This window comes from Mesorhizobium sp. P2_D1 (assembly GCF_056404455.1).
In genome coordinates, this window is sequence record NZ_JBFUDZ010000035.1 from 36,001 (window position 1) to 61,950 (window position 25,950).

Here is a 25,950-nt window from a genome sequence, read left to right on the forward strand (position 1 = left end):
TATGGTAGAGCGCACCCCTTTCCTCAATTTCTTCACGCATGTGATCTTGTTCGTCGGCTTCGTGCTTTGCATCGCCCCGTTCGTGGTCGTCACCATTGCCGCGTCGCATAATCTCAAGGATGTCAACGACGTGCCGATGTCGCTGCTGCCGGGCAGCGACTTCTGGCTCAACATCAAGACGGCCTGGACGACCGCCGACCTTGGCCCCAAGCTTCTGAACAGTTTCATCATGGCCGCCGGCGTCGCGGCGGGCAAAGTGCTGATCTCGGCGCTCACCGCCTTTTCGATCGTCTATTTCCGCTACCCCGGCCGCATCTTCATCTTCTGGCTGATCTTCGTCACGCTGATGCTGCCGCTGGAAGTGCGCATCGTGCCGACCTATGCGGTGGTCGCCAACGTTCTGTCGCCCTATCAGACCATCCTGGATTTGACTGGTCTGAGCTGGCTCATCGAGAAAGTCTCGGGCGTGCAGGTCTCGCTCAGCCTTGGGCTGCTCAACTCCTATTCCGGACTTATCCTGCCGCTGATCGCGACGGCAACCGGCACCTTCCTCTACCGGCAGTTCTTCCTGACGGTTCCCGATGAGCTGACCGAGGCCGCGCGCATGGACGGCGCCGGTGCGCTCCGCTTTTTCATCGACATCCTGCTGCCGCTGTCGCGCAACAACATGGCCGCGCTTGGAACCATCATGTTCCTGTGGGCATGGAACCAGTATCTGTGGCCGCTGCTCATCACCACCGACCAGTCGCATGCGACAGCGGTCACCGAGTTGAAGCAGCTTATCCCCAATGTCGGCGGCATCCCGGAATGGAACATCGCCATGGCCGGAACGCTTATCGTCATGCTGCCGCCGCTGATTGTCGTGGTCGCCATGCAGCGCTGGTTCGTGCGCGGCCTGATCGCCACCGAAAAGTAACAAGGAGACGGCCAATGGCCTCCATCACCATTCGCGACGTCAAGAAGAGCTACGCCAAGTCGCAGGTCGTGCACGGCGTCGACCTTGATATCGCGTCGGGCGAGTTCGTCGTCATCCTCGGGCCATCCGGCTGCGGCAAGTCCACTTTGCTTCGCATGATCGCCGGGCTGGAGGATATCTCCGGCGGCACGATCGCGATCGACGGCACCGTCGTCAACAAGCTGGAACCGCGCGAGCGCGGCTGCGCCATGGTGTTCCAGAATTATGCGCTCTATCCGCATATGAGCGTGGCGCAGAACATCGGCTATTCGCTCAAGGTCGCGGGTGTTCCGGCCGCCGAGCGTACGCAGCGCATCCAGGCGGTTGCCCGTACGCTGGAGCTCGAACATCTGCTCGACCGCAAGCCGATGGCGCTTTCCGGAGGCCAGAGGCAGCGCGTTGCCATGGGCCGCGCGATGATCCGCGAACCCAAGGTGTTCCTGTTCGACGAGCCGCTGTCCAACCTCGACGCCAAACTGCGGGTCCAGATGCGCTCGGAGATCCGCAAATTGCATCGCCGCTTGAACGCCACCTCCGTGTTCGTCACGCATGACCAGGTCGAGGCGATGACACTGGCCGACCGGCTGGTGGTGATGAATGGCGGACGTGTCGAACAAGTCGGCACGCCCGGTGAGGTCTACAGCCGTCCGGCCAGCCGTTTCGTCGCCACCTTCGTCGGTGCGCCGGCGATGAACATGCTCGAAGGCACGGTCGAGCTAGACGGGCTTTCGCTGCTGGGCGGCAGCCGGCGCCTTGCCGTTCAACGCGCCGGTCTGGCTGTCGGCACGCAGGTGGCCGTCGGCATCCGGCCGGAAGCCGTCCGTCTGGTGGCGCCGGGCACGGCAGGCGCGCTCGATGCGACCGTCGACCTCGTCGAGGAACTGGGCGCGGGACGGGTCATCTATGTCGATCTCGATGGCGCGTCGTTCTCCGTCATGACATCGGAGGCCGTCCACCCCGAGCCGGGCAGCACTGTCGGTCTGCGGTTTTCGCCGGATGACTTGCATTTCTTCTCGTCGGACACGGGAACCCGTCTCGAGGTCTTCAAGGCCTCGGTGCCGGAGCCAGCACTCTGATTTCTGAAGGCAGTCACTGTCGCCGATGACGGGGCAGGCGGTGCTGGCAAAAACGGTCGTGCGATGAAAATAATCCAGGTCACCGATGTCCATCTTGGCCGGCAGGGCGAGCGCCGCTATGGCGTGGACCTGCATCAGCGATTGGCTTCATGCATCGCGCACATCAATGCGCATCACGCCGACGCGGCGCTTTGCGTCTTCACTGGCGACCTGACCGAGACCGGTGCGCCCCAGAGCTATGCCGATCTCAGGACAGCCCTGAATGCGCTGTCGGTGCCCTGGCGGCTGCTGCCGGGGAATCACGACCGGCGAGCCAATCTTGCCGCGGCGTTTCCTGAAGTTCCGGTCGATGAGAACGGCTTTGTGCAGTCGGCTCATCAAATGGCCGACGAGGTGCTGCTGTTCCTCGACTGCCTGGCGGAAGGACGCATCGAAGGCGAATTGTGCGAGTGGCGGCTTGCCTGGCTCGACGCCCGGCTCGAGGAGACAGCCGGCAGGCCCGCCTATGTCTTCATGCACCATCCGCCGGTCGCGCTAGGCCTGCCGCAGCTCGACCCGCTGGCGCTCGAGCAGCCCGAACGGTTCCTCGGCCTGCTGCGGCGCCATGGCAATGTCCGCCACATCTTCTTCGGTCACGTCCATCGCGACATTGCCGGCACGGTCGCCGGCATTCCGTTCTCGGCGCAGCGCGGCCTGCATGCAAGGTTCGCGCTCGCCCTCGACAGATCGAGCGAGATCGTCGAGCAGGCGCCACCCTCCTACGCGGTCATCCTCGTCGACAGCGCCAATGGGCGCGTGGTCGTGCATGGCTGCGATTTTCTCGAACAATGGCCGATCTATTCCGGCGAAACCGGCGAACGCCTCACGGCGTGAACCGGCTGCGCCGCGTTGAGGCGCAGCGTCGCCAAGCCTTCGACCGTTCAGGCGAACACGTGCGCCGTTCCCGATACGGTCAGCCGGACGATCTCGCCGACCGCCGGCGCGTCCATGCCGGATTTGCGCAGGATCAGCGGCGTGTTGCCGATCGCGGCGGCGTCGGGGGGATCGGCGCTGTTCAGAAGCCGCACCGCGACCGTGCACATCGAGCCGGCGAATTCGGACTCCGTCACTTCGCCGAACAGCATGTCAGGGGTGCCCGACATGCCTTCGCGCGATGTCCTCTTCAAGGCAATCTGCTCCGGCCGCAGCATGATGCGGACAACATCGCGGCTGTCCGACGTATCGACGGCGATGCGCCCGAGCGGAGAATTGGCGAAGCCGCCCGATATCTTGGCCGGCAGGATGATGGCGTCGCCGAGGAACTCGGCGATCATCCTGTCCTTCGGCTTGAGGTAGAGCTCGCGCGGCGTACCGACCTGCGAGAACTTGCCGTCGCGCATCACCGCCACCTGGCTGGCGAAGGACAGCGCCTCGGCCTGGTCGTGCGTCACCAGGATGGTGGTGATGCCGGCTGCCTCCAGGAGTTCGGCGACGGCCTTGCGCATTGAGGCGCGCAGGCCGGTATCCAGGGCCGAGAACGGCTCGTCGAGAAGCATCAGCCGCGGCTTCATCGCCATTGCGCGGGCCAGCGCCACGCGCTGCTGCTGGCCGCCGGAGAGTTGATGGGGGCGGCGTTTGAGGATCGCCTTGTCGAGCCCGACAATGTAGGCGAGTTCGGCGATTCGCTCGGCGCGCTTGTCCTCGCCGCGACCCATACCGAAACCAATATTGTCGCCAATGGTCAGATGCGGGAACAGCGCGCCGTCCTGCGCCACCACGCCGATGCCTCGACGATGCGCCGGCACCGCGCTGCCGTCCTTGGCCAGAACCTCGCCGTTGAGCGTGATGCGACCCTGGTCCGGCGCCTCGAAACCGGCGATCAGCCGCAGCAGGGTCGTCTTGCCGCAACCGGACGGGCCGACGATCGCCGTGCGGCTGCCGCTGACGACGCTCAGGTCGACGCCGGCAAGTGCCGCCACCGGGCCGTAATGCTTGTGCAGGCCGCTGATTTCGAGAAAGCTCATCGTCCGGCCATCCGTTTCGACTGGACATAGAGCAGCCAGGTCAAGGGGAGCGACATCGCCACCATGATGAAGGCGTAAGGGGCGGCCGAGGCATAATCAATCTCGCCGCTGTAGGACCAGAACGCCATCGCCAGCGTGCGGGTGCCGTTCGGCGCCAGCATCTGGGTGGCGGTCAGTTCGTTCATGATGCCGAGCGCCACCAGCGCCATGCCGGCCGCGGCACCTGGCGCCGACAGGCGGATCGTCGTCGACCACAGCGCCTGCAGCGGCGGCCGGCCGAGACTGGAAGCAGCGCGTTCGAGTTCGACCGGCGCCTGCGCGATCGATGCGCGCAGGCTGACCAGCGCGCGCGGCAGGAACATCAGCGCATAGGCCACCAGGATGGTGAACAGGGTCTGGTAGAGGGGCAGGGCGATGCGCACCGTAATGGTGACCAGCGCCAGCGCGATGACGACCCCCGGCAACGAGCCGACGATGTAGTTGCAGCCCTCCAGCAGGCGCTGCAATGGCCCGGGCGCGCGGATCGAGATCCAGGCCATAGGCATGGCGGCGACAGTGGCGAGCAGCGCGCCGGCGAGCGCCAGGAACAGCGTCTGGCCGAGCGCAAGGCCGATCTCGTCGAAGCGCCAGACGGCGGTGCCACCGGCGGCAAGCCAGCCGCCGATGGTGATGAATGGCACGCCAAGCGCCAGCAGCGTGGTGGCGCCAAGCAAGGCCAGGCACGGGATGGTGGCGCGGCCGAGGGGCGCGCGCTGCTGGTGTCGTGCGGCGCCGGAGCCGACGCGCGCATAGCGCTCCTCGCCGCGCACCAGCACTTCGAGGCCCAGAAGCACGAAACAGCAACTCACCAGCACGCCGGCCAGCATGTTGGCGGCCGGTCCGTTGAAGGTCGACTGGAACTGGTCGACGATCGCGGTGGTGAAGGTGTCGAAGCGGATGAAGACATAGAGGCCGTACTCGGCCAGCAGATGCAGCCCGACCAGCAGCGAGCCGCCGCAGATGGCAAGCCTGAGTTGCGGCAGCACGACGCGCCAGAATACGCGCCATGGCCCAAGGCCGAGTGCTGCCGCGGCGTCCTCGAGGGCGGGATCGAGACGGCGCAATGCCGCCGACACCGGCAGATAGAGGAACGGGAAATAGGCGATGACGGAAACCAGCACGCCGGCCCCAAGGCCGTGCAGCCTGGGCACCATGGTGATCCAGGCGTAGCTGTGCACGAAAGCCGGGATGGCGAGCGGCGCCACGCACAGCCAGGCCCAGAGCCGGGCGCCAGGCAGGTCGGTGCGCTCGGTCAGCCAGGCCAGCGCCACCGACAACACGACGGCGATCGGCACGGCCAGCAAGACCAACAGGACCGTGTTGACCAGAAGCTCGCCGACACGCGGCCGGAAGACCAGTGCCGAGACGGTTTCCCAGCCGGTCTGCACCGCGGTCCAGATGATGAAGGCAAGCGGCAGCAGCGCCAGCAGCGAAACGAAGATGGCGGCGATGACCAGCCAGGGTGCCGCGCGTCGCCGAGCCCTTCGGCCTGTGCCCACAGGCAGGCCCGAGCGCGCGAGATCGACCGCAGACTGCATCAGGTCAGACGCCGTGCCGGTGCCGTCCAGCGGCAGCAGTTGAAGGACCGCAATTGCGGTCGGGAACACAGCGTGTCGTCATCGACGAATGCCATCTCGAAAAACAAAATCACTCCCGCGGAAAGTGAATTCCCGCGGGAGCGTGGTCGGTGTCCTTTTAGGACGAATGGCAACTAAAGCAAGCCGGCTGCCGTCATCAGGTCGGTGACCTTCTTGGAGTTCAGCGTCGTGGCATCGACCTTGGGTGCCTGCAGATCGGCCAGCGGCACCAGCTTCGGGTTGGACTCTGCACCCTTGCCGACCGCGTATTCGAAGGAATCGCCAGTCTTCAAGATCTCCTGGCCGCCCTTACCTGTCACCCATTTGAGGAATGCCTGGGCGTCCTTCGGATGCTTGCTCGAGGCCAGCACGCCGCCGCCGGAAATCGAGACGAAAGCGCCCGGATCCTGGTTCTTGAAATAATGCAGTTCGACATTCTTGCTGTTTTCGCCGGTCTTGGCCTGATCGCCGAAATAGTAATAGTGGTAGATCACKCCGCCTTCGATCTCRCCGGCATTGACYGCCTTCATCACCGTGCTRTTGCCCTTGTAGGCGGTGAARTTCKYCTTCATTGCCTTCAGCCAGTCCGCSGTGGCGGKYTCGCCCTTGAGCTGCAGCAGCGCACTGACTATTGCCTGGAAATCGGCGCCCGACGGCGAGGCGGCCCAGCGGCCCTTCCAGCTCGGATCGGCGAGATCGAGCATCGACTTGGGCAGCTGGTCGGCCGTCAGCTTGGTCTTGTTGTAGGCAAAGACGGTGCTGCGTGCGGCGACGCCCACCCATTTGCCGCTGGCCGCCTGATAGTCGTTGGGAACCTGGGCCAGCGTGTCGGCGTCGACCGGCGCGAACAGGCCGGCACTTTCGACCAGCGCCATGGCCGGCGAGTTTTCGGTCAGGAACACGTCGGCCGGCGAGGCCGCGCCTTCGGCGACGATCTGGTTGGAGAAGTCGCTGTCGCCGCCATTGCGGACTGTGACCTTGATGCCGGTTTCCTTGGTGAAGCCTTCGGCCCACGCCTTGGTCAGGTTCTCGTGCTGGGCGTTGTAGACAATGATGCCATCATCTTCCGCCATCGCCGGGCCGGCGATCAGGCTGATTGCCAGCGCGGTGGCGCCGACGAGGGTGGAAAGAGCATATTTCATGGCATTGTCCTCGATCTCGGGGGTCTTGCGTCTGTCACGGCTGCACCTATCAATACCTGACAGGGATAGTCAACATTGTCTTACCGATTTTGATCGAGCGCCGAGGCGCAAACTTTCGTGATTTGCCGGTAATTTGGCTTGGACATTATTTCGCCGGCCACGTAACAAATCACCGCCGAGACGCGAAAATCGGGGAGTAACTCTTGTGACCGGCAAGGATGAGGCCGAGCTTTCCCGGCTGATGCGGGCCGCGATCGCGGGAGATGAAAAGGCCTACGCCGACTTTCTGCGCCGGATTGCCGCGCTGGTTCGCGGTTTTGTCAGGCGCAAGATCGTGCAGGGCGGGGTCGATCCCGAGGATGTCGTGCAGGAAACCTTGCTGGCCATTCATGTGAAACGACATACCTGGCGCCAGGATGCGCCGGTGTTGCCGTGGGTCTATGCGATCGCCCGCTTCAAGCTGATCGACGCGTTCCGGCGGCGCGGACGACGCATCGAGATCGATGTCGACGATATCGCCGAGACCTTCGCCGAACCGGAACAGGAGAGCGTCAGCGAACGCGATATCAACCGGGCATTGGACGGCCTGTCGCCGGCACAGCGCTCCGTGGTTTCGGCGGTGTCGGTGGAGGGGCGGTCAATCGGCGAGACGGCGGCCAGGTTCGGCATCAGCGAGACGGCGGTGCGCGTGTCGCTGCATCGGGGACTTGCCGCGATAGCCAAGCGATTCGGGCAGGGGCGATTCGGGCGGGAATGACATGAGGACGGACGATCTCATCAAAGCGCTGGACGCCGATGCCCGCAGCAAGGCGATGCCGCTGCAATCGGCCTGGTGGATGGCCGCCGGTGCGGCAGCGGTCATCGCGGCTATCGTTTTCCTCCTGACGATCGGCCCGCGCCCCGACTTCATGGCCGCCGCGCACACCATGCGCTTTCTCTCCAAATTCGTCTTTACAATCGTGCTTGCCGTCAGCGCCTTTGCCCTGATCCGCGCCTTGTCGACACCCGGTGCGCCGACCAGCAGGGCAATGGCCGGGATGATCGCCGCGCCGCTGTTGGTAGCCTTGGCCGTGGTTCTTGAGCTGCTTGCCGTGCCCGAGGCCGACTGGGGCACAAGGATGGTCGGCTCCAACATGATGATCTGCATGGGCTTCATTCCGCTGATCGGCATTGGCCCGCTTGCCATCTTCCTGTGGATGCTGCGCTACGGCGCGCCGACACGGCCGGAGCTTGCCGGTGCAGTCGCGGGCCTGCTTGCGGGCGGGCTGGCGGCAACCTTCTACGCCGCGCACTGCTTCGACGATTCGCCGCTTTTCGTCGCCACCTGGTACACGATAGCGATTGCGTTCCTCGCGCTGCTTGGCGCGCTCGGCGGGCGTTTTTTCGTGCGCTGGTAGTGCGGCGCCGGAGCAGTTCACGGAAACGCCGAACCGCTCCCTCTTTTTGTTTGACGCAATTCCGGACGGAAAACCGTCTCACACTTTTCCTGGAATTGCTCAGTCGCGCCCCATGCACACCGATCCTTAATCATGCCGGCAATTGTTTGTCGCGTACCGAACGCGCCGGCATGCCGGGCGCAACCATTCCTTAAAATCGATCCGCCAAGGTCGGCGCAACAACATGCGTTTGCGCACGGGGGTGGCACGTATCGTGATGGGGCGAGGATTGACCGGCCGAAGACCTTTTGGGCACGCAGGGTTGGCGGTGCTCGTGGCCGGCCTCTGCGTCGTGGCGGCCTCGATCCTGCTGTCGCGACTGGATCCCGGCACCGAGGCGCTGAAGCTCTGCATGCAGGTTTCGGTGGCGGTGGCGGCGGGTGCGCTTTTCCTTGCCGCCCTGTGCATCCGCCGGATCAGCGAGGATCGCCGGCAGATCGCGGAGAGCGAGCAGCGCTTCCGCCGCGCCATGGAGGATTCGGCGATCGGTATCGCCGTTGTCGGCCTCGACGGGCGCATTCTCCAGACCAATCCGGCCTTCGCCGCCATGCTTGGCTACAGCCGCGCGGAGATCGAGGCGCTGACCTTCTTCCAGATCACGCATCCCGACGATATCCAGATCGGCCGGGACACGATGGCCGGTCTGAAAGCGGGCACGGTCAATTCCTTCCACTTCGAGAAACGCTATCTCAGGAAGGATGGCACACCCGTCTGGGCGCATCTTGCCGGCTCCGTCATCCGTGACGAAAGGAGCGGCCGTCCGCTCTATCTCGTCTCGCAGATCGAGGACATCGACGCCCGCAAGCAGGCCGAGGCGCGCATTGCCGAAGCCGAAACGCGCTGGAATTTCGCGCTTGCCGGTGCCGGCCAAGGCGTCTGGGATCTCGACATGCGCAAGGGCGGGACGACGTACTCCGAGACCTGGGGCAAGATGCTGGGCTTTGACGAAGGCGAGCTAGACGGTGATCCCAACTGCTGGCTAACGATGATCCATCCCGACGATCGCGAGACCGTCGCCGAGGCGGATCGCGCCCATCTCGACGGCAAGACACCCTACTTCGAAGCCGAATTCAGGATGCGCCACAGGGATGGCCACTGGATATGGATACTCGACCGCGGCAAGGCCATCGAGCGTGACGAGGAGGGGCGGCTGGTCAGGGCCATCGGCAGCCTGACCGACATTACCCAGCGCAAGGAGGCGGAAGCACGCCTCACCGTATCGGCGGCGATGCTGGCCGATGAGAAGGAGCGGCTGAGGGTGACGCTGCAGTCGATCGGCGATGCCGTCATCTGCACCGATGCCGCAAACCGCGTCACCTTCATGAACCCGGTCGCCGAAAAGCTGACCGGGGTTGCCGGTGGCGAGGCCCTCGGCAAGATGCTTGGCCATGTCTACTGGGCGGTCGATGAGGAGACGGGGCACCGGATCGGCGTCACCCGGCCGACCATCGGCGGCCAGGCGCCCGCCGACCAGAACAGCCGCGCCGTCCTGATCCGGCGCGACGATACGCGCTGCAGCATCCGCCAGGTGGTGTCGCCGATCATCAACGAGCGAAACGAATTCTGCGGACTGGTCATCGTCTTCCAGGACTTCACCGACGCSCGCGCGCTGCAGCGCCAGCTTGCCCATGCGGCCGCGCATGACGCCCTGACCGGCCTTGCCAATCGCTCGAGCTTCATCCGCGCCATGGAGGAGCTGGTCGATCAGGCGCGCAAGGGCGGCATCTCGGGCACAGGCAGCGGATATCAGTTCATGTTCATTGACCTCGACCACTTCAAACTGGTCAACGACACCGGCGGTCATGCAGCCGGCGATGCCTTGCTCAAGCGGGTTGCCGAGGCGGTTCGCGGTGTGCTTGGTCCCGAAGACATGGTCGCGCGCCTGGGCGGCGACGAATTCGCGGTCGTCCTGAAATCGGGTTCGGCTGCCGGCGCCAAGATCGCGGCGCGTTCCATCATCGATGCGATACGCGGACTGGACTTCGCCTGGGATGGCCGTCCTCACGTGATCGGCGCCAGCATCGGCCTGGCTGCGATCGGCGCCAGTTGCGGCGAAGTCGACGAGATCATCGCCAGGGCCGACGCCGCTTGCTATGCGGCCAAGGCGGCCGGCCGCGGCTGCGTTTGCGTGGCGCCGGACGGCGAGGTCATGGACGACAGGATGGAACCGCCCGAGCCGCTTGCCGCGGCCTCCTGATCTCGGCCTATCAGCCCCCAGACCTGATTAGCGCGTCGGAACGGGATGCTCGCCGCGATAGTCGTAGAAACCGCGTCCGGTCTTGCGGCCGAGCCAGCCGGCCTCGACGTATTTGACCAGCAGCGGGCAGGGGCGGTATTTCGAATCCGACAGGCCGTCGTGCAGCACCTGCATGATCGACAGGCAGGTATCCAGCCCGATGAAATCGGCCAGCTGCAGCGGGCCCATTGGGTGGTTGGCGCCGAGCCGCATGGCGGTGTCGATGGCGTCGACCGAGCCGACACCCTCATAGAGCGTGTAGATCGCCTCGTTGATCATCGGCAGCAGGATGCGGTTGACGATAAAGGCCGGGAAATCCTCCGAGACCGTGATCGTCTTGTCGAGCTGCTTCACATAGGTCTTCGCCGCCTCGAAGGTCTGGTCCTCGGTGGCGATGCCGCGCACCAGTTCGACCAGCTTCATCAGCGGCACCGGGTTCATGAAATGGATGCCGATGAATCGCTCCGGCCGGTCGGTCTGCGCGGCAAGCCGCGTGATCGAGATCGACGAGGTGTTGGTCGCCAGGATGGCTTCGGGATTGAGCTGCGGACAGAGCTGCGCATAGATCTTGCGCTTGACCGTCTCGTCCTCGGTCGCTGCCTCGATCACCAGATCGGCGCCGGCAAGATCGGCCATCGCCGGGGCGGAGGCTATACGCGCCATCGCCTCGTTGCGCACCTTCTCGTCGAGCTTGCCTGACCCTACCTGGCGGGCCATGTTGCCGCTGATGGTGGCGATGCCCTTCTCGATACGGTCGGGCGATATGTCGTAGATCAGCACCTTGTAGCCCGAAAGCGCGGAGACATGGGCGATGCCGCCGCCCATCTGGCCCGCGCCGATGATGCCGATCGTCTCGATCTTGCTCATTACACCGATCCCGTCAAAAGGCCTTTGCGGCCTGCTTTTTGTGCGGTGCAAACTAAAAGGGCGGGGCGACTTCGTCTACCCCACCCTTCACTATTTAATACGCTTTGGCAGAGAGCGTCAAAGCGCCTTTTGCAGTTCTGGCAGGATGACGAAGAGGTCGCCGACGAGGCCGTAGTCGGCGACCTGGAAAATCGGCGCCTCCTCGTCCTTGTTGATGGCGACGATGACCTTCGAATCCTTCATGCCGGCGAGGTGCTGGATGGCGCCGGAAATGCCCACCGCGATGTAGAGATCGGGGGCGACGACCTTGCCGGTCTGGCCGACCTGCCAGTCGTTCGGCGCATAGCCGGCATCCACCGCGGCGCGCGAAGCGCCGACGGCGGCACCAAGCTTGTCGGCGACCGGCAGGATGACTTCCTGGAACTTCTCCGAGGAGCCCAGCGCGCGACCACCCGAGATGATGATCTTGGCCGAAGTCAGTTCCGGGCGGTCGGTCTCCGAGAGCTTGTTCTCGACGAAGGTGGAGAGGCCGGGATTGGCTGCCGCCTTGACGGTCTCGACCGCGGCCGATCCGCCCTCGGGGGCTGCCTGGAAGGAGGCGGTGCGGACAGTGATAACCTTCTTGGCGTCGGTCGACTGCACCGTCTGGATGGCGTTGCCGGCGTAGATCGGCCGCTTGAACGTATCGGGCGAGACGACTTCGATGATCTCGGAAACCTGCGCGACATCGAGCAGGGCCGCCACGCGCGGCGCGACATTCTTGCCCGACGAGGTCGCCGGCGCGATGATGGTGTCGTAACCGCCCGCGAGCGACACAACGAGTGCTGCGGTCGGTTCGGCGAGGCGCTCGGCAAGCTCGTCGGCCTCGGCCAGCAGCACCTTGCTCACGCCCTTCAGCTTGGCTGCGGCGTCGGCCGCACCCTTGGCGCCCTTGCCGGCAACCAGCACATGCACGTCCGAACCGATCTGCAGGGCCGCGGAGAGCGCCTTGGCGGTCTGGTCGGAAAGGGTGGCGTTGTCGTGTTCAGCAATCAGAAGAATAGCCATTTTCGTGTTCCTTTCCCGACCGCTTACAAAACGCCGGCTTCGTTCTTGAGCTTGTCGACCAGTTCGGCGACGCTCTTGACCTTGACGCCTGCCTTGCGGCCGCTCGGCTCCTCGGTCTTGATGACCTTCAGCCGCGGCTTGACGTCGGCGCCGTAGTCGGCCGGGCTCTTCTCGTCGAGCTGCTTCTTCTTGGCCTTCATGATGTTGGGCAGCGAGGCGTAGCGCGGCTGGTTGAGGCGAAGGTCGGCGGTCACGATCGCCGGCATCTTCAGYTCCACCGTCTGCAGGCCGCCGTCGACTTCGCGCGTCACYTTGGCCTTGTCGCCGTCGATCACCACCTTGGAGGCGAAGGTGCCCTGCGCCCAGCCAAGCAGGGCCGCCAGCATCTGGCCGGTCTGGTTGGAATCGTCGTCGATCGCCTGCTTGCCGAGGATGACGAGGCCRGGCTGTTCGGCGTCGACGACGCCCTTCAGCACCTTGGCGACGCCGAGCGGCTCGGTCTGTTCGTCGGTCTTGACCAGGATGGCGCGGTCGGCACCCATGGCAAGCGCGGTGCGCAAGGTTTCCTGCGCCTGCTGCGGACCGATCGARACRACGATGATCTCTTCGGCCTTGCCGGCCTCCTTCAGCCGGATCGCCTCTTCAACCGCGATCTCGTCGAACGGGTTCATCGCCATCTTGACGTTGGCGAGTTCCACCGCCGAACCATCAGCCTTCACGCGAACCTTGACGTTCGCATCCACAACCCGCTTTACGGGCACAAGGATCTTCATTGCCTGTCACCTCTTCAAGATAWTYRGGCGCGCTATAACAGCCTGCGCCCTTTCTGAGTTGTCGAAAGCCGACATTCCGGATGGAAATTCTGGTCTTGGACCGCCTTAGGCTGGGACGGAGACGTTTCCGTAGTTGCGGCAACCCTGCACGTCAATACGTCGCAAGGCGCTCAAATCGGTTCAGTCCGAGCCGGAAGCGTTTCCCCGCCCCCAGCGCGGCGTCGCGGCAGGCGGGTCGGGGGTCACCGGTTCGGCGGCGACGGCAGGCTGGTCGGCGGGAGCGACAGGGACATCCTCGTCGGGGCCGGCAAACAGCGGCACGCCGCGGCTGCGCAATACTAGCACCAGAATGGCGCCGGCGATGATGCCGCCGATGTGGCAGGCCCATGAAATCCGGTCCTCGCCGCCTGCGGCAAACATCACCACCTGGAACGCCACCCACAGGACCAGCGGGATGAAGGCCGGAATGCGCAGCGGGATGCGGGCAAAGGCCAGCACCCACACCTTCACGCGCGGATAAAGGATCAGATAGGCGACAACCACGCCGGCGATGGCGCCGGACGCACCGATCAGCGGCACCTGCGAATCCCAGGCGATGAGGCCCTGGAAGGCGGCTCCGGCGATCGCGCACAACAGATAGAAGATGAGGTAGCGGACGTGGCCGAGGGCGTCCTCGACATTGTCGCCGAACACCCACAGGAACAACATGTTGCCGCCGAGGTGGAAGATGTCGGCATGCAGGAAGGAATAGGTGAGGTAGCTCAGGCTTTCGGGGACGACCACAAAGCGAGGATCGAGCTCAGCGGTGTCATGGACGACGGCCGGGATGAAGCCGAGGCCGAGCACGGCGGCATTGGAGAAATTCTCGCCGCCGAGCGCGGTGGCGAAGTAGACCAGGGCGTTGACCACGATCAACCCGATCGTCACATATTGCAGGCGGATGTGCCGCAGCCTGTTGGTGTCGTAAAGCGGGATGAACATCGGTCCCCCTGGCCCCCTCGCGCTTTCGGACAGTTCAGCGGTTCTTGCCGGGAACCCATAGCACGTCGGCATTTCCATTGTCATTGACCGCCCGGGCGGCGACAAACAGGAAATCCGAGACGCGGTTGATGTATTTCAGCCCGTCGGGGTTGACGTGCTCGCGGGGGTCCTGGGCCAGGGCCACCATCAGCCGTTCGGCCCGCCGCGCCACGGTGCGGGCGAGATGCAGGGCGGCGGCGGCCGGCGTGCCGCCGTTCAGCACGAAGGATCTGAGCGGCTGAAGATGCTTGTTGAGCAGGTCGATATCCTTTTCGACCCGGTCGGTCTGCGTGGCGATGATGCGCAGCGGCTCATAGCCGAGCGGCTTGCCGTCATCGGGCACGGCGAGATCGGCGCCGAGGTCGAAGAGATCGTTCTGGATGCGGGAAAGCATGGCGTCGATCACCGGGTGGGTGACTGCCGTGTGAACCCGGGCGATGCCGATGCAGGCATTGGCTTCGTCGACCGTGCCGTAGGCGTCCACCCGCAGGTCCGATTTCAGCCGCCGTTCGCCGGTGCCGAGACCGGTGGTGCCATCATCGCCGGTGCGGGTGTAGATCTTGTTTAGCTTGACCACATCGCCTCCCGAACGGCCTCACTTGCGGGTGAAATACACCGCCAGCAGGATCAGCGCCAGCGCCACCGCCTGCAGCAGAACACGCGCCTGCATCAGCTTGTTCGAGGTGACGCCGGACCCGCCACGCATCATGTTGATGAGACCGCGAACGAGCACGATCACCACGGCGACCATGACCAGAATGGCGAGGATGTTGAAGACGGTTGCCATGGTGTGTTCCCAGTTCGGTTGGTTCAGGCGCGTTTGGCAAGGAAGCGGTAGAGTATAGATGCGGGCAGGATGCGTTTGAGCGCCGCACCGATCTTAGCCGGCACTGTTACCACATAGTGCGGGCGTGGGCGCCGCGACAGAAGCGCATGGCGCAGCGCCGCATGTACCACTTCCGGCCCCGGCTTCAATGCCGATTGGCTGCCGCCGGCCCGCAACCTTGCCAGTTGCGCCTCATAGTCGAGGCGGTGGACCGAATTCTCGTGATCGATGTTCTGCAGGAACCATGGCAGCGCATTGCTGGCGATTTTCGACTCTACCGGCCCGGGTTCGATCAGCGAGACATGGATGCCGCTGCCCCTGAGTTCCTGATGCAGGCACAGCATCAGACCCTCCAGCGCGTGCTTCGAAGCCGAATAGGCGCCGCGAAAGCGCACCGGCGCGAGGCCGAGGATCGACGAGCAATGGACGATGCGTCCATGGCCCTGGCGTCGCATCACCGGCACCAGCCGCCGGGTCAGGTCGTGCCAGCCGAAGAAATTCGCCTCGAATTGCTGCTTGAGCGCCGCCACCGGCAGGTCCTCGACGGCGCCGGCTTGCGCGTAGGCGCCATTGTTGAGCAAGGCGTCGAGCCGGCCGCCTGTGCGATCCAGAACCGATGTGACCAGCGCTTCAATGGATGCGGCTTCAGTGTAGTCGAGATAGAAGGCCTCGATGCCGTCCGCTTCGAGTGCGGCGATGTCGTCCGGCTTGCGTGCCGTCGCGAACACCCGCCAGCCTTCCGCCTTCAATGCGCGGGCGCAGTAGGCGCCTATTCCCGAAGAGGCGCCGGTAACGATGATCGAGCGCAACGCTTGCGCCTGACTGGTCGTGGTTTCGCCAAGGGTTGCCATTTGCCGCAATCCCTTCCCATATTCGCGGCGTCGAGACAATCGAAGGGAGCGCGGGTTCTTGCTGCGGAATATTGTCGCCCTGCGCCGCGTGCTCTACGACGCGCTCGGCCATTTCAACACCGATGACGGTTGGGCAATGGCCAGCCACCTGGCGATCACCTCGCTGATGGCGCTGTTTCCGTTCCTGATTTTCGCCACGACGCTGGCAAGCTTCCTCGGCGCGCAGGCGTTCTCCGACACGGCCGTGCATCTGGTTTTCGACACCTGGCCCGAGCAGATCGCCAAGCCGATCGCGCGCGAGGTGCTCAATGTGCTGACCGTCAGGCGCACCGACCTGTTGACCTACGGCGTGCTGCTTGCCGCCTACTTTGCCTCGAACGGCATCGAGGCGTTGCGCACATCGCTCAACCGCGCCTATCGCGTTTCGGAAACGCGCGGCATCATCTACCGCCGGGTGCAGAGCATCATCTTCGTTCTGATCGCGACGGCCGGTTTCCTGGCGATAAGCGTGCTCCTGGTGTTCGCGCCACTGCTGGCGCGGCTCGCGGAAGCCCATATCGAAGGGATCAAGCCCTATATGGGCACGATCACGCTGTGGCGCTACGTCATCGCCTCGGTGGTCATCGTCGGCGGATTGTTTGCCGTGCATTTCTGGCTGCCGGCGGGCAGGCGCCGCTTTGTCTCGATCATACCGGGCATCATCTTCACGCTGGCGGCATGGCTCGTCGGTTCGACCGTCTTCGCCACCTATCTCGATCACTTCTCGTCTTATGTGACGACCTATGCCGGCCTCGCCTCGATTATGATCGCGGTGGTCTTCCTTTATATGCTCTCGGCGATCTTCATCCTCGGCGGCGAACTCAATGCCGCGATCAGCCGCTATCTGGAGGCGCGCGCCCGAGTCGGTTGATTGAAAGGCTGAGGCTTGGTCTGTCGAGCCGTTGCCAGGCCGACGCCGAATGTCGTGATCGCCATGCCGACAATCTGCAGCGCGTTGAGCTGCTCGTCGAACAGGGCCCAGGCGATGATGGCCGTCACCGCCGGCACCAGGTAGAACAGCGAGGCCACTTTCGACATCTCGCCGTCGCGGATCATCACCATCAGCAGGAAGATGGCGCCGAGCGACAGCACCAGCACCAGCCAGGCCATGGCGAARATCAGTTCRCCGTTGATGACGACGGTGCGTGTCTCGAAGGCGAGCGAAGCCAGGATCATCAAAGAGGCGCCGCCGACATATTGCCACATGGTCGCCGCGACGAGGTCGCCGCCGGAGGCAAAACGCTTCTGCCAGATCGTGCCTGCACTCATGCCGAGCACCGAGACCAGCGAGGCGGTCAGCGTCGCCGCCGTCACGCCGCCGCCGAGCGCGCCGAGCTTCGGCCAAAGCACGATGACGATGCCGATGAGACCGATGCCAAGCCCGGCCCAGTGACGCGGCAGGATCGCCTCGCCGAGAAACTTGCCGGCAAGCACGGCCGTGATCAGCGGCTGCAGGCCGACGATGAGGGCCGAAAACCCGGCCGGCATGCCCCGGTGGATGGCCCAGAAGACGGCGCCGAGATAGACGCCATGCATCAGGATGCCGGCGCCGGTGGCGTGCAGCGCTTCAGTGCGGGTGGCTCTCTTCGAACCCAGCACGAGCATGAGGACGGCGAGCAGGATCGCAGCCAGCACGAAACGCCCGGCAAGAAAGGTGAACGGCTCGGCCCACGGCATGGCGTAGCGCGCGCCGATGAAGCCAGTTGCCCACAGGACAACGAAGGTGGCGGGGATGAACCGCTTGATGCTGTGCATGTTCGGGGGACCGCCGCACTGGGGAGAGTTGATCGTGGCGCTGCTCTAATGCGGTTCAAGGCGGCGCGCAAAACGAAACGATTGATCCATACATCATTGGAATTCAACCGACGGCGAATTCGGCTCGGTTTGAGATTTCGGTGACCGATTTCTTGTTACCAGCTGCACCCCGGCCACTTGATAAGCGGGCTGTGCCCATAGACAGCTTCCCTGTCGTCAAACGACTTGACCACCGACCATACCGGATCGCCGTTGTCGTCGGTCTCGTTGCCCACCATGACCGAAACGATATGGTCCGGGTACTTGGCGCCCTCGATTGCCGTCAGCCTGTCGCAAACGCGCGCCTTTTCTTCGTCAGTCAGATGTCGCTTCATGGAAGCCTCCACCGCTTGGCGCCAAGCATACAGAAGTTTTGACCGTCACGCGACGGTCGGTTGATGGCAATGACGACGGGGCAAATTTCAAACCGACATGACCCGAATTCGCGACGCGGTTTCCCTGGCCCGCCAGGCTCAAAGGCCGACCGTCCGCCTGATGTCGTCCACCGAAGCGCCGGCATGGCGCAAGGCGGCAAGGCCGGTGTCGCCGAGGCTCTTGGACAGCTTTCGTCCATCCGGCCCGAGGATGAGGCGATGATGGAAGTAGGCCGGCTGCGGCAGTCCGAGGAGTTCCTGCAGCAGGCGCTGCACGCCGGTGGCGGAAAACAGGTCCTGTCCGCGCACGACATGGCTGACGCCTTGCAGGGCATCGTCCATGACGACGGCGAGGTGATAGCTGGTCGGGATGTCGCGGCGCGCCACGATCACGTCGCCCCAGTCCTGCGGCCGGGCTTCGATCGCGCGTGTCGCGACGAGCGCGTCATCGCTGAATTCGGCCCATGCGATGTCCTTGCCGACACGCGCCACCGCGGCATCGATATCCAGCCGCCAGGCGAAGGGCGCGTTCTCGGCGATCCGTCGCTTGCGCTCCTTCACCGGCAGCGCCTTGTCGACGGCGGGGTACAGCGGCACGCCATCTGGATCGCGTGGCCAGTCGCGTCCGCGCTGTTCGCTGTCGGTAATGAATGCCCGGATCTCGCCACGGCTCATGAAGGCGGGATAGACGAGTTCGTCCCGAATCAGCCGGTCAAGCGTCGTCTCGTATTCCGCGAAATGCTCGGACTGGCGGCGCACCGGCTGTTCCCAGCCAAGCCCCAGCCACTTCAGATCGGCAAGCACGCCGGCCTCGAATTGCGGCGTGCAGCGCGTCGTGTCGATATCCTCGATGCGCAGCAGCAGGCGGCCGCCGGCGGCGTCAGCCAATTTCCGATTGAGCAGCGCCGAATAGGCGTGGCCGAGATGCAGGTCGCCGTTGGGGCTGGGGGCGAAGCGGAATGTCAGGAGTGTCATTTGTCCGGCGGCAATCAGGTTTTGCGGCGCTTCGCCGATTGCTACCCTGTCGAGGGTCAAGGAACAAGAAATATGCAGCGCATCGCCACATCAGACGACATTGCCCGAGGGCTCGATGCGCTTTGCCTGATCGACCCGCGCCTGGAAAAGGTGCGCGGCATGGCTGGCGAGGTGCCGCTGCGACTTTCCGAGCCCGGGTTCCGGAGCCTGGCCTCGATCATCGTCTCGCAGCAAGTGTCCCGAGCCAGCGCCGATGCGATCTTCAGCCGGCTGACCAAACTCGTCGATCCGCTGACGCCGCAGGCGATACTTGCCGCCGGCGAAGACATTTTTCGCGAGGCCGGCCTGTCGCGGCCGAAGCAGCGTGGGCTGATCGCCATCGCCCAGGCGGTGGCCGACGGGCTCGACCTCCATCACCTCTGTTCGCTCGACGCCCAGGAGGCGATCACGACGATGACGGCGGTGTCCGGGATCGGCCCATGGACGGCGGAAGTGTATCTTTTGTTTGCCGCCGGCCACCCCGACATTTTTCCGGCGCGCGACGTCGCCTTGCAGAGCGCGGTCGGTCACGCGCTCGGCATCGAGCCGCGTCCGCCGGAGAAAACACTGATCGCACTGGCCGAATCATGGAGCCCGTGGCGAGGTGTCGCATCGCGGCTTTTCTGGTCCTATTATCGCGAAACCAGAGGGCGGGACGCCGCGCCGCCGGCTTAATCCGCAAAAAGGCATGAAAATCACGCATTTTTGGCGCTTCAGCGACGCGACAATCCGCTTCACATCCCTGTCATGTCAGGCTTACAGTATCCGCGCCGTTCGGGTCTAGAACCAAGGAGGTAAACACGTGACGGTCGCCGTATCTCCGGATGGGCTTCCAGCACTGGTGCTGAATGCGGATTACCGTCCGCTCAGCTATTACCCTCTGTCGCTCTGGTCCTGGCAGGATGCCATCAAAGCGGTGTTCCTCGACCGGGTGAACATCGTCGCCGAATACGAGCACGCCGTCTCCTCGCCGACCTTCTCGATGAAGCTGCCGAGCGTCGTCAGCCTGAAGGCCTATGTGAAGCCGTCCAGGCACCCGGYCTTCACCCGCTTCAACGTCTTCCTGCGCGACCGCTTCCAGTGCCAATATTGTGGCACGCCGGAGGATCTGACCTTCGATCATGTCATCCCCCGCCATCGCGGTGGCGCGACGACGTGGGAGAATGTCGTTGCCGCCTGCTCCCCCTGCAATCTCAGGAAGGGCGGCATGATGCCGGCGCATGCCAAGATGTGGCCGCTGCAGAAACCCTTCCAGCCGACGGTGCACGACCTGCACAACAACGGCCGCCTGTTCCCGCCCAACCATCTGCATGAAAGCTGGATGGATTATCTGTACTGGGATGTCGAACTCGAACCGTAGAGTTCGGCACAAATCCGCCATGCTGGCCGCCTGACGCGGCTTTCTGCGCTTCCGGTGCTCACGTACCTGAGTACGCTCCGCTCCGGTTCTCGAAAGCCGTGCCATCCGACTCAGCCTGCCGAATTTTTGCGCGAACTCTGCGTCGCGCCGGCCAAACGAATTTGCTCAGTCGCGGGTGAGGGCGCCGCGGAAGGCGACGGCGGCCAGAACGAGGCTGGCGATGGCGTTCCAGCCGGCCAGCGACAGGCCGAGGATGCGCAGCGCCGCCTTGTCGCACGAGGGCGGCACGAATTTGTCGAGCGCGTCGAGCACGCCCTTGCCGCCGGTGTCGACTGGCCCGGCGCCGGCGGTGCAATCGGTCGGGCCGGCCCACCACTGCCATTCGACGCCGGAGTGATAGACGCCGAGATAGAGGCCGTAGAGCATCAGCAGGCCGCCTATGGCCAGCAGGCCGCGGGTCAGCCATGCCGGCGCGTGCAGCATGGATGCAAGCACCGCCAGCAGCATCAGCGGCGCGCCGATGTAGTAGGGCGTGCGCTGTTCAAGGCAGAGGTGGCAGGGGATGTAGCCGCCGAGATACTGGAAGCCCAGCGCCGAGCCCACGGTAGCGGCCATGGCGACGGCGAGAAACAAGGCGGTGCGCGTCCGCTGGCGTCCGGTGTCGGCATTCATGGTCGCTGTCATCGTGTTCTTCGTCCGTTGAGTTCGCCGCGCTCTTTGTCCTGTCCTTGTCCCAACAGCGCCGGGCACTTTTGGGCGACAGGACTAGAACGCGTATTTGACGAGGATATAGAGCAAAATCAGGGCAGCCGCGCCGGCGCCGGCGATCAGTCCGAGACGCTTTTCGATGAATTCGCGGATCGGCTCGCCATAGCGGCGCAGCAGCCAGGCCAGCAGCAGGAAGCGGGCGCCGCGCGCGACGATGGCCGAGATGATGAAGATCAGCAAATTGACGTGCAGGGCGCCGGCAAGGATGGTGACGACCTTGATCGGCGGCAGGTGCGCGAGACCGGACGTAACGAGCAGCACCAGCATCAGGCCGGTGCCAGAATTCTGCCAGCGCTCGAAGGTCGACAGGCCGCCGAAATGCTCCAGGATCGGACGGGCGACGGCGTCGTAGGCGAAGTAGCCGATCATCCAGCCGGCGATGCCGCCCAGCACCGAGGCGGCCGTGGCGGTCAGCGCATAGCGGTAGGCGCGGTCGGGGCGTGCCAACGCCATCGGCAGATAGAGCACATCGGCCGGTACGAAGAAGAACGAGCTTTCAATGAAGGCGATGATGGCAAGCCACCATTCCGCGGATTTCCTTGCCGCCAGCGACAAGGTCCAGTCGTAAAGTCCGCGAAGCATCGGCACTCCTAATGCGTGTCGCCCAAAAGTGCGCAGCGGTTTCGGGACATTGGCATGCATAAACCAATGGGCATGCACAAAACAAAGACCCAAAGCACGCGCCATCTGTCCTGTCAGACGCGCCGCACTTTGATGCGCCGCCTGTCTAGAAAGATTTTCCGCGCTGCACAATGGCAGCGCCGTCACGAAATCGAAAGGTGAAGTTTGGTCGCATCCAAGCCATCGACAATTGGCCTGTTGACGAACAGGCCCCCAACCGTATAGTCCGCGCCCATCCAGGCCGCCCGGCCTGAGCCCCTATGGCGGAATTGGTAGACGCGCTCGACTCAAAATCGAGTTCCGCAAGGAGTGCTGGTTCGATCCCGGCTAGGGGCACCAATGACAACCCGTCAGATCAAGGACCGAGAGGTCAAGGTCGTGGCGCTGGACTTGCCGACTTCGCACATGATGCTGAAGACCGAGGACGCCTTCACCGGGCGGATGTTCGATGCGCTCAACGGGATGCTGCTCGACATGCTCGCCGCCATCGCCCGCAAGGACTATGACGACCGACGCCGCAGGCAGGCTCAGGGGATCGCCAAGGCAAAGGCTGAAGGGCGCATGAAGGGTCGCCCAGAGGACGCCGGCCGTAACGAGGCGATCATGGACATGCTGCGGAAGGGGCAGAGCTGGAACACCATCGTGAAGGCGACAGGAGCCTCTCGCTCGACCCTGTCGAGGTTGGCGAAGCGGCTCCAGGTACCTCGTGTACAGCGAGCGTGACGTGGTCGGCACCACGCTACGGTCTCATTGTGTCAGCCTCCTTGCGGCGCCTGCAACTGCTCCATGATCTGGTCGACGCTGAAGCTCGCAGGCCGCTGGCGTGGCGGAAACGCTTTGAACGTCCCGATGAATTGCGCGACCGCGACCTGTGTCGGCACAACAAGGAAGGCGCGCTTCAGCATCCAGTCGTTCCAGGTGTTCGATGTGATACTCGCCCGCTCGTACGGGTCCATACGCAGGTTGTACATCGTCGGTCCCCTCATGCAGACAAACGGTTCGCGCCAGACGGCCAGCCCCCCCTCGGCGCGCTGCTCGCAGAACTGCATCTTCCAGCTCTCCACGCGGACCGCCACCAACTGGCCGTCGTCGTTGAAGTAGAAGAACTCCTTTCGCGCCGACTTCTCCTGTTGCCCGGTGAGATATGCAAGCTGGTTGTAGCCGTCGAGATGCACCTTGTAGGTCTTCCCGCCGATGTCCCAGCCGTTGAGCAGCCTATCCTTCACGTCGGTATCGCCGACCGCTGCGAGTAGCGTCGGGAACCAGTCCAGCCCCGATATGATGTCGGTCGACACGCTTCCGGCCTGGATGTGACCTGGCCAGCGTACAAAGGCGGGCACGCGGTAGGCGCCCTCCCAGTTCGAGGCCTTCTCGTTGCGGAACGGTGTCATGCCCGCGTCCGGCCATCCGTTCAAATGCGGACCATTATCAGTGGTGTAGATTAGGATGGTGTCGTTCGCGATACCGAGATCGTCGAGCGCCTTGAGCAGCTTGCCAACGTCGCCATCATGCTCGATCATGCCGTCGGCATATTCATTGTCCGGCATGCCGCTCTGGCCTCGCATTGACGCCCGCACGTGAGTGATGAAATGCATGCGGGTTGAGTTGAACCAGCAGAAGAACGGCTTACCCGCTTGCTTCTGACGCTGGATGAAGTCGATTGCCGCCGCGCTTGTTTCGTCGTCGATCGTCTCCATGCGCTTCTTGGTCAGCGGTCCGGTGTCCTCGATAGTCTGCTTGCCGATCTTCCCGAAGCGTGGGTCCTCGGTCGGATCGTCAGTGTCCGAGGCCTTACACTTCAGAACGCCGCGCGGTCCGAACTTTGCTCTAAAGGCCGGGTCCTTCGGGTAGTCGGGGTTCTCCGGCTCCTCCTCGGCATTGAGATGATAGAGGTTGCCGAAGACTCATCGAAGCCATGCACCGTCGGCAGGAACTCGTTGCGGTCGCCGAGATGGTTCTTGCCAAACTGGCCGGTGGCGTAGCCGAGCGGCTTCAGCGCCTCGGCGATTGTGATGTCCTGCGGCTGCAGGCCGAGCGTTGACCCCGGAAGGCCGACCTTGGACAGGCCGGTTCTGAGCGTCGCCTGCCCGGTGATGAATGTCGAACGCCCTGCCGTGCAGCTCTGCTCGGCATAGTAGTCGGTGAACATCATGCCTTCGCGGGCGAGGCGGTCGATGTTCGGCGTGCGATAGCCCATCACGCCGAATGTATAGGCGCTTATGTTTGATTGCCCGATGTCGTCGCCGAAGATGACCAGGATGTTCGGCTTGCCGTCGGCCGCCGCCGTGGGTTGGTCCTGGGCCTGGGCAACCCGTGTCTCACCCATGAGAGTTGAGGCAGCCGCAAGTGCGCTGCCGCCAAGCAGGATGCTGCGTCGGCTGACAGACATGGTCGGCGGCGCTGCGGACTGATCTCGCTTTCGTTCATTGAGCATAGCGCGCTCTCCTCCAAGCTCGCGCCCCCTGCCAAATGGAGTTTCTGCCGTTGTGCGATTGTTGCCAAGGACCTTCATGCGGTTCCGGACGCCGAGCGCAACGAGGCGATCATGGCCATGCTGCGCAAGGGGCAGAGCTGGAACACCATCGTGAAGGCCACCAACTACTCACGGTCGACGCTCGCGAAGCTGGCGAAGCGCCTCGAACCAATCGGGGGCAGGTAGGCAAGTGCCTTGACCTGTTCTTGCCGCCGCCTCTGGCTGGCGCGGCCGGTTCAGAACGGGTTGACGTAGTTCAGGATGGCACTTTGTCTAAGCACAACTTGCCGTATCACATGCGCCGCCTTGACATGATCGGTGTAAATGGCGGCAACGCCAGTGCTTCCCGCTGGGAGCCGTTGCCCGACCGTCTGATCGTCGAGTTTGAAGCGCACTACAAAGGGAGACGCCTGCACTTCCGACGGCGCCACGGCGAGGCCTCCCGGCTGCGACTGCCCGGTGGCAATCGCCTGAATTACCGTCTCAACCTTGCCTTCAAAGACCTCGCCGGGAAGCGTCTTGAACGTGACCTCGACCGGCTGACCAGCCTTGATGTAGCGCGCATTGTTCTGCGCTATCTCGGCGCCAAAGATGGTGTCGGATGTGTCGATGAAGGCCATGACCGGTGATTGGCCGTTGACACGCGCTCCCTTGCGAAGGGCGAGGTTCGTCACATAGCCGTCGGTCGGCGCACGAACAGTCGTCTTGTCGAGGTTCCATTTCGCCCCGTCGAGTTCCGCCTGAAGCTGGTCACGCTCGGCCTGGCGCTGCTCGACATCGAAGGCGCGTCCGACATCGTTCTTCTGAAGTTGTGAGAACTGACCAAGCCGCAGCTCCGCCAGCTTGAGCTGCGCCTCGATGCCGCGAACCTGTGCCTCGTAGATCGTCGGGTCGATGCGGAAAAGAACATCGCCTGCCTTGAGCGGCGTGTTAGCAAGCACAGGGACGTCGATGACTTCGCCCGCCACGGACGGAATGATCTGTACGGAGTTGCGCTGCACTGCGGCTGGCCCGGACGGCGCTCCCCACCCCATCGGGATGAACAGGCCGATGAGAAGAGCCAGCAGCACGATAACCGGGGACAGCTTCCAAAACAGGTTGAACGGGATGAACCTCAGCCAGACGAAGAGGGCGAGAAGCGCAATGTAACCATTGAGAAGGACGACGATCATTTGGTCGCGTCCCTCTTTTCCGGGAAGTCGACATAGGCCCAGATCAGCACCAGCGGCCAGAAAACGAAGCCGAAGATCAAGGTTGCCCAGCTACCAACTGCCACCGCTTGCGCCCAGGGATGGCCCCGCTTGCGTGCAATACGGCCCGGCATTGCTCCCAGCGCCACGACGACCGCAACAAGTGTCGCTATGACGACGAGGAGGACGATCCAGGCGAAGATGTCGATGAAGGTCATGTCGCCGCTCCACGCTGTCAATCGCCGGTTCCAGCCTTTCCGACACTCTTTCCACGTTCGCGTCAGGACGAACCGGAGCGCTGGTGTACCTCAGTCAGACCGCAAGTTGACCGTTACTCGAAGTTCAGCACGGCAAGCAGCATACGGATCATTTGCCAGTCCTCCATTCTGACGACGGCAATCGTCAGCAAGGGTCTCGCCCATCGGTGGCACACACAAGTACGTAACGGTAACGCCGCGTAACCATGGCG

27 protein-coding genes, 1 tRNA gene and 1 pseudogene are annotated in these 25,950 nt (G+C 63.8%); 11 read left to right on the forward strand and 18 right to left on the reverse strand.

The genetic code is table 11. From position 1 onward, the window contains the following. Position 1 precedes the first annotated feature (1 nt). The 3 genes from AC1D0I_RS22730 to AC1D0I_RS22740 all read left to right on the forward strand — a co-directional run bounded on the left by AC1D0I_RS22730 (position 2) and on the right by AC1D0I_RS22740 (position 2,904). A complete protein-coding gene (locus AC1D0I_RS22730; protein ID WP_477397864.1) occupies positions 2-916 on the forward strand; it encodes an ABC transporter permease subunit in 915 nt (304 codons plus the stop codon). 14 nt (positions 917-930) lie between these two features. Beyond that, positions 931-2,031, forward strand: a complete 1,101-nt coding sequence (locus tag AC1D0I_RS22735) for a sn-glycerol-3-phosphate import ATP-binding protein UgpC (protein WP_477397866.1) — start codon at positions 931-933, stop codon at positions 2,029-2,031. 63 nt (positions 2,032-2,094) lie between these two features. Continuing rightward, complete coding sequence (locus tag AC1D0I_RS22740; protein WP_477397868.1) at positions 2,095-2,904, forward strand: phosphodiesterase; 810 nt, start codon at positions 2,095-2,097, stop codon at positions 2,902-2,904. A 47-nt stretch (positions 2,905-2,951) separates the two neighbouring features. On the opposite strand, the gene AC1D0I_RS22745 is transcribed toward AC1D0I_RS22740, so the two are convergent. The 3 genes from AC1D0I_RS22745 to AC1D0I_RS22755 all read right to left on the reverse strand — a co-directional run bounded on the left by AC1D0I_RS22745 (position 2,952) and on the right by AC1D0I_RS22755 (position 6,792). Continuing rightward, a complete protein-coding gene (locus tag AC1D0I_RS22745) occupies positions 2,952-4,034 on the reverse strand; it encodes an ABC transporter ATP-binding protein (protein WP_477397870.1) in 1,083 nt (360 codons plus the stop codon). Further along, positions 4,031-5,611 (reverse strand): ABC transporter permease, encoded by a 1,581-nt coding sequence (locus tag AC1D0I_RS22750; protein WP_477397893.1) that lies wholly within the window; start codon positions 5,609-5,611, stop codon positions 4,031-4,033. The genes AC1D0I_RS22745 and AC1D0I_RS22750 overlap by 4 nt, the downstream gene beginning before the upstream one ends. A 173-nt stretch (positions 5,612-5,784) precedes the next feature. Then, the gene (locus AC1D0I_RS22755) at positions 5,785-6,792 is read right to left on the reverse strand and encodes an iron ABC transporter substrate-binding protein (RefSeq protein ID WP_477397872.1); all 1,008 of its coding nucleotides are present in this window, start codon (positions 6,790-6,792) and stop codon (positions 5,785-5,787) included. Between the two features lie 205 nt (positions 6,793-6,997). On the opposite strand from AC1D0I_RS22755, the gene AC1D0I_RS22760 reads away from it, so the two are divergent. From AC1D0I_RS22760 to AC1D0I_RS22770, 3 genes are all read left to right on the forward strand, one after another. After that, complete coding sequence (locus AC1D0I_RS22760; protein ID WP_477397874.1) at positions 6,998-7,549, forward strand: sigma-70 family RNA polymerase sigma factor; 552 nt, start codon at positions 6,998-7,000, stop codon at positions 7,547-7,549. A 1-nt stretch (position 7,550) separates the two neighbouring features. Next, positions 7,551-8,189 (forward strand): NrsF family protein, encoded by a 639-nt coding sequence (locus AC1D0I_RS22765; protein ID WP_477397876.1) that lies wholly within the window; start codon positions 7,551-7,553, stop codon positions 8,187-8,189. A 256-nt stretch (positions 8,190-8,445) separates the two neighbouring features. After that, positions 8,446-10,425 (forward strand): PAS domain S-box protein, encoded by a 1,980-nt coding sequence (locus tag AC1D0I_RS22770; RefSeq protein WP_477397895.1) that lies wholly within the window; start codon positions 8,446-8,448, stop codon positions 10,423-10,425. Positions 10,426-10,452: 27 nt separating this feature from the next. Here AC1D0I_RS22770 and AC1D0I_RS22775 read toward each other — a convergent pair whose 3' ends face one another. The 7 genes from AC1D0I_RS22775 to AC1D0I_RS22805 form a co-directional block, all read right to left on the reverse strand. Then, a complete protein-coding gene (locus AC1D0I_RS22775; RefSeq protein ID WP_095084859.1) occupies positions 10,453-11,331 on the reverse strand; it encodes a 3-hydroxybutyryl-CoA dehydrogenase in 879 nt (292 codons plus the stop codon). Positions 11,332-11,448: 117 nt separating this feature from the next. Further along, positions 11,449-12,378 (reverse strand): electron transfer flavoprotein subunit alpha/FixB family protein, encoded by a 930-nt coding sequence (locus AC1D0I_RS22780; RefSeq protein WP_184876247.1) that lies wholly within the window; start codon positions 12,376-12,378, stop codon positions 11,449-11,451. Between the two features lie 23 nt (positions 12,379-12,401). Next, entirely contained in the window at positions 12,402-13,151 is a 750-nt protein-coding gene (locus AC1D0I_RS22785) for an electron transfer flavoprotein subunit beta/FixA family protein (protein ID WP_095084857.1), read from the reverse strand. A 180-nt stretch (positions 13,152-13,331) separates the two neighbouring features. Next, positions 13,332-14,132: a rhomboid family intramembrane serine protease gene (locus AC1D0I_RS22790; RefSeq protein ID WP_477228413.1), complete on the reverse strand. Its 801-nt coding sequence runs from the start codon at positions 14,130-14,132 to the stop codon at positions 13,332-13,334. 34 nt (positions 14,133-14,166) lie between these two features. Next, positions 14,167-14,748, reverse strand: coding sequence for a cob(I)yrinic acid a,c-diamide adenosyltransferase (locus AC1D0I_RS22795; protein WP_477228414.1), 582 nt, complete (start codon positions 14,746-14,748; stop codon positions 14,167-14,169). An 18-nt stretch (positions 14,749-14,766) separates the two neighbouring features. Next, on the reverse strand, positions 14,767-14,958 hold the full coding sequence (locus AC1D0I_RS22800; RefSeq protein WP_095084854.1) for a twin transmembrane helix small protein: 192 nt from the start codon (positions 14,956-14,958) through the stop codon (positions 14,767-14,769). Positions 14,959-14,981: 23 nt separating this feature from the next. Next, entirely contained in the window at positions 14,982-15,848 is an 867-nt protein-coding gene (locus tag AC1D0I_RS22805; protein WP_477397878.1) for an SDR family oxidoreductase, read from the reverse strand. Between the two features lie 58 nt (positions 15,849-15,906). On the opposite strand from AC1D0I_RS22805, the gene AC1D0I_RS22810 reads away from it, so the two are divergent. Further along, on the forward strand, positions 15,907-16,758 hold the full coding sequence (locus tag AC1D0I_RS22810; RefSeq protein ID WP_095084852.1) for a YihY/virulence factor BrkB family protein: 852 nt from the start codon (positions 15,907-15,909) through the stop codon (positions 16,756-16,758). Here AC1D0I_RS22810 and AC1D0I_RS22815 read toward each other — a convergent pair. The 3 genes from AC1D0I_RS22815 to gluQRS form a co-directional block, all read right to left on the reverse strand. Further along, on the reverse strand, positions 16,728-17,642 hold the full coding sequence (locus AC1D0I_RS22815) for a DMT family transporter (RefSeq protein WP_477397879.1): 915 nt from the start codon (positions 17,640-17,642) through the stop codon (positions 16,728-16,730). The two genes, AC1D0I_RS22810 and AC1D0I_RS22815, sit on opposite strands and share 31 nt — an antisense overlap. Before the next feature lie 155 nt (positions 17,643-17,797). Beyond that, positions 17,798-18,016, reverse strand: coding sequence for a hypothetical protein (locus AC1D0I_RS22820; RefSeq protein WP_095084850.1), 219 nt, complete (start codon positions 18,014-18,016; stop codon positions 17,798-17,800). A 138-nt stretch (positions 18,017-18,154) separates the two neighbouring features. Further along, positions 18,155-19,030, reverse strand: coding sequence for a tRNA glutamyl-Q(34) synthetase GluQRS (gene gluQRS, locus AC1D0I_RS22825; protein ID WP_477397881.1), 876 nt, complete (start codon positions 19,028-19,030; stop codon positions 18,155-18,157). Between the two features lie 72 nt (positions 19,031-19,102). On the opposite strand from gluQRS, the gene AC1D0I_RS22830 reads away from it, so the two are divergent. Together AC1D0I_RS22830 and AC1D0I_RS22835 are read left to right on the forward strand one after the other, a co-directional pair. Beyond that, positions 19,103-19,744, forward strand: coding sequence for a DNA-3-methyladenine glycosylase family protein (locus AC1D0I_RS22830; RefSeq protein WP_477397883.1), 642 nt, complete (start codon positions 19,103-19,105; stop codon positions 19,742-19,744). A 127-nt stretch (positions 19,745-19,871) separates the two neighbouring features. Next, the gene (locus AC1D0I_RS22835; RefSeq protein ID WP_477397885.1) at positions 19,872-20,429 is read left to right on the forward strand and encodes an HNH endonuclease; all 558 of its coding nucleotides are present in this window, start codon (positions 19,872-19,874) and stop codon (positions 20,427-20,429) included. Positions 20,430-20,594: 165 nt separating this feature from the next. On the opposite strand, the gene AC1D0I_RS22840 is transcribed toward AC1D0I_RS22835, so the two are convergent. Then, positions 20,595-21,113 carry a disulfide bond formation protein B gene (locus tag AC1D0I_RS22840; protein WP_457150790.1) on the reverse strand — a complete coding sequence of 173 codons (519 nt, stop codon included), beginning with the start codon at positions 21,111-21,113 and terminating at the stop codon, positions 20,595-20,597. 81 nt (positions 21,114-21,194) lie between these two features. Continuing rightward, the gene (locus AC1D0I_RS22845; protein ID WP_477290970.1) at positions 21,195-21,779 is read right to left on the reverse strand and encodes a YqaA family protein; all 585 of its coding nucleotides are present in this window, start codon (positions 21,777-21,779) and stop codon (positions 21,195-21,197) included. A gap of 293 nt (positions 21,780-22,072) precedes the next feature. Between AC1D0I_RS22845 and AC1D0I_RS22850 the strand changes: the two genes are divergently transcribed. Next, positions 22,073-22,157, forward strand: a tRNA-Leu gene (locus AC1D0I_RS22850). Continuing rightward, on the forward strand, positions 22,158-22,541 hold the full coding sequence (locus tag AC1D0I_RS22855) for a helix-turn-helix domain-containing protein (protein WP_477397887.1): 384 nt from the start codon (positions 22,158-22,160) through the stop codon (positions 22,539-22,541). A gap of 32 nt (positions 22,542-22,573) precedes the next feature. Here AC1D0I_RS22855 and AC1D0I_RS22860 read toward each other — a convergent pair. The 3 genes and pseudogenes from AC1D0I_RS22860 to AC1D0I_RS22870 all read right to left on the reverse strand — a co-directional run bounded on the left by AC1D0I_RS22860 (position 22,574) and on the right by AC1D0I_RS22870 (position 25,699). Next, a pseudogene (locus AC1D0I_RS22860) lies at positions 22,574-24,207 on the reverse strand (arylsulfatase). Between the two features lie 320 nt (positions 24,208-24,527). Further along, complete coding sequence (locus AC1D0I_RS22865; RefSeq protein WP_477397889.1) at positions 24,528-25,463, reverse strand: HlyD family secretion protein; 936 nt, start codon at positions 25,461-25,463, stop codon at positions 24,528-24,530. Continuing rightward, positions 25,460-25,699 (reverse strand): DUF3302 domain-containing protein, encoded by a 240-nt coding sequence (locus AC1D0I_RS22870; protein WP_095084844.1) that lies wholly within the window; start codon positions 25,697-25,699, stop codon positions 25,460-25,462. The genes AC1D0I_RS22865 and AC1D0I_RS22870 overlap by 4 nt, the downstream gene beginning before the upstream one ends. Between the last annotated feature and the right edge of the window lie 251 nt (positions 25,700-25,950).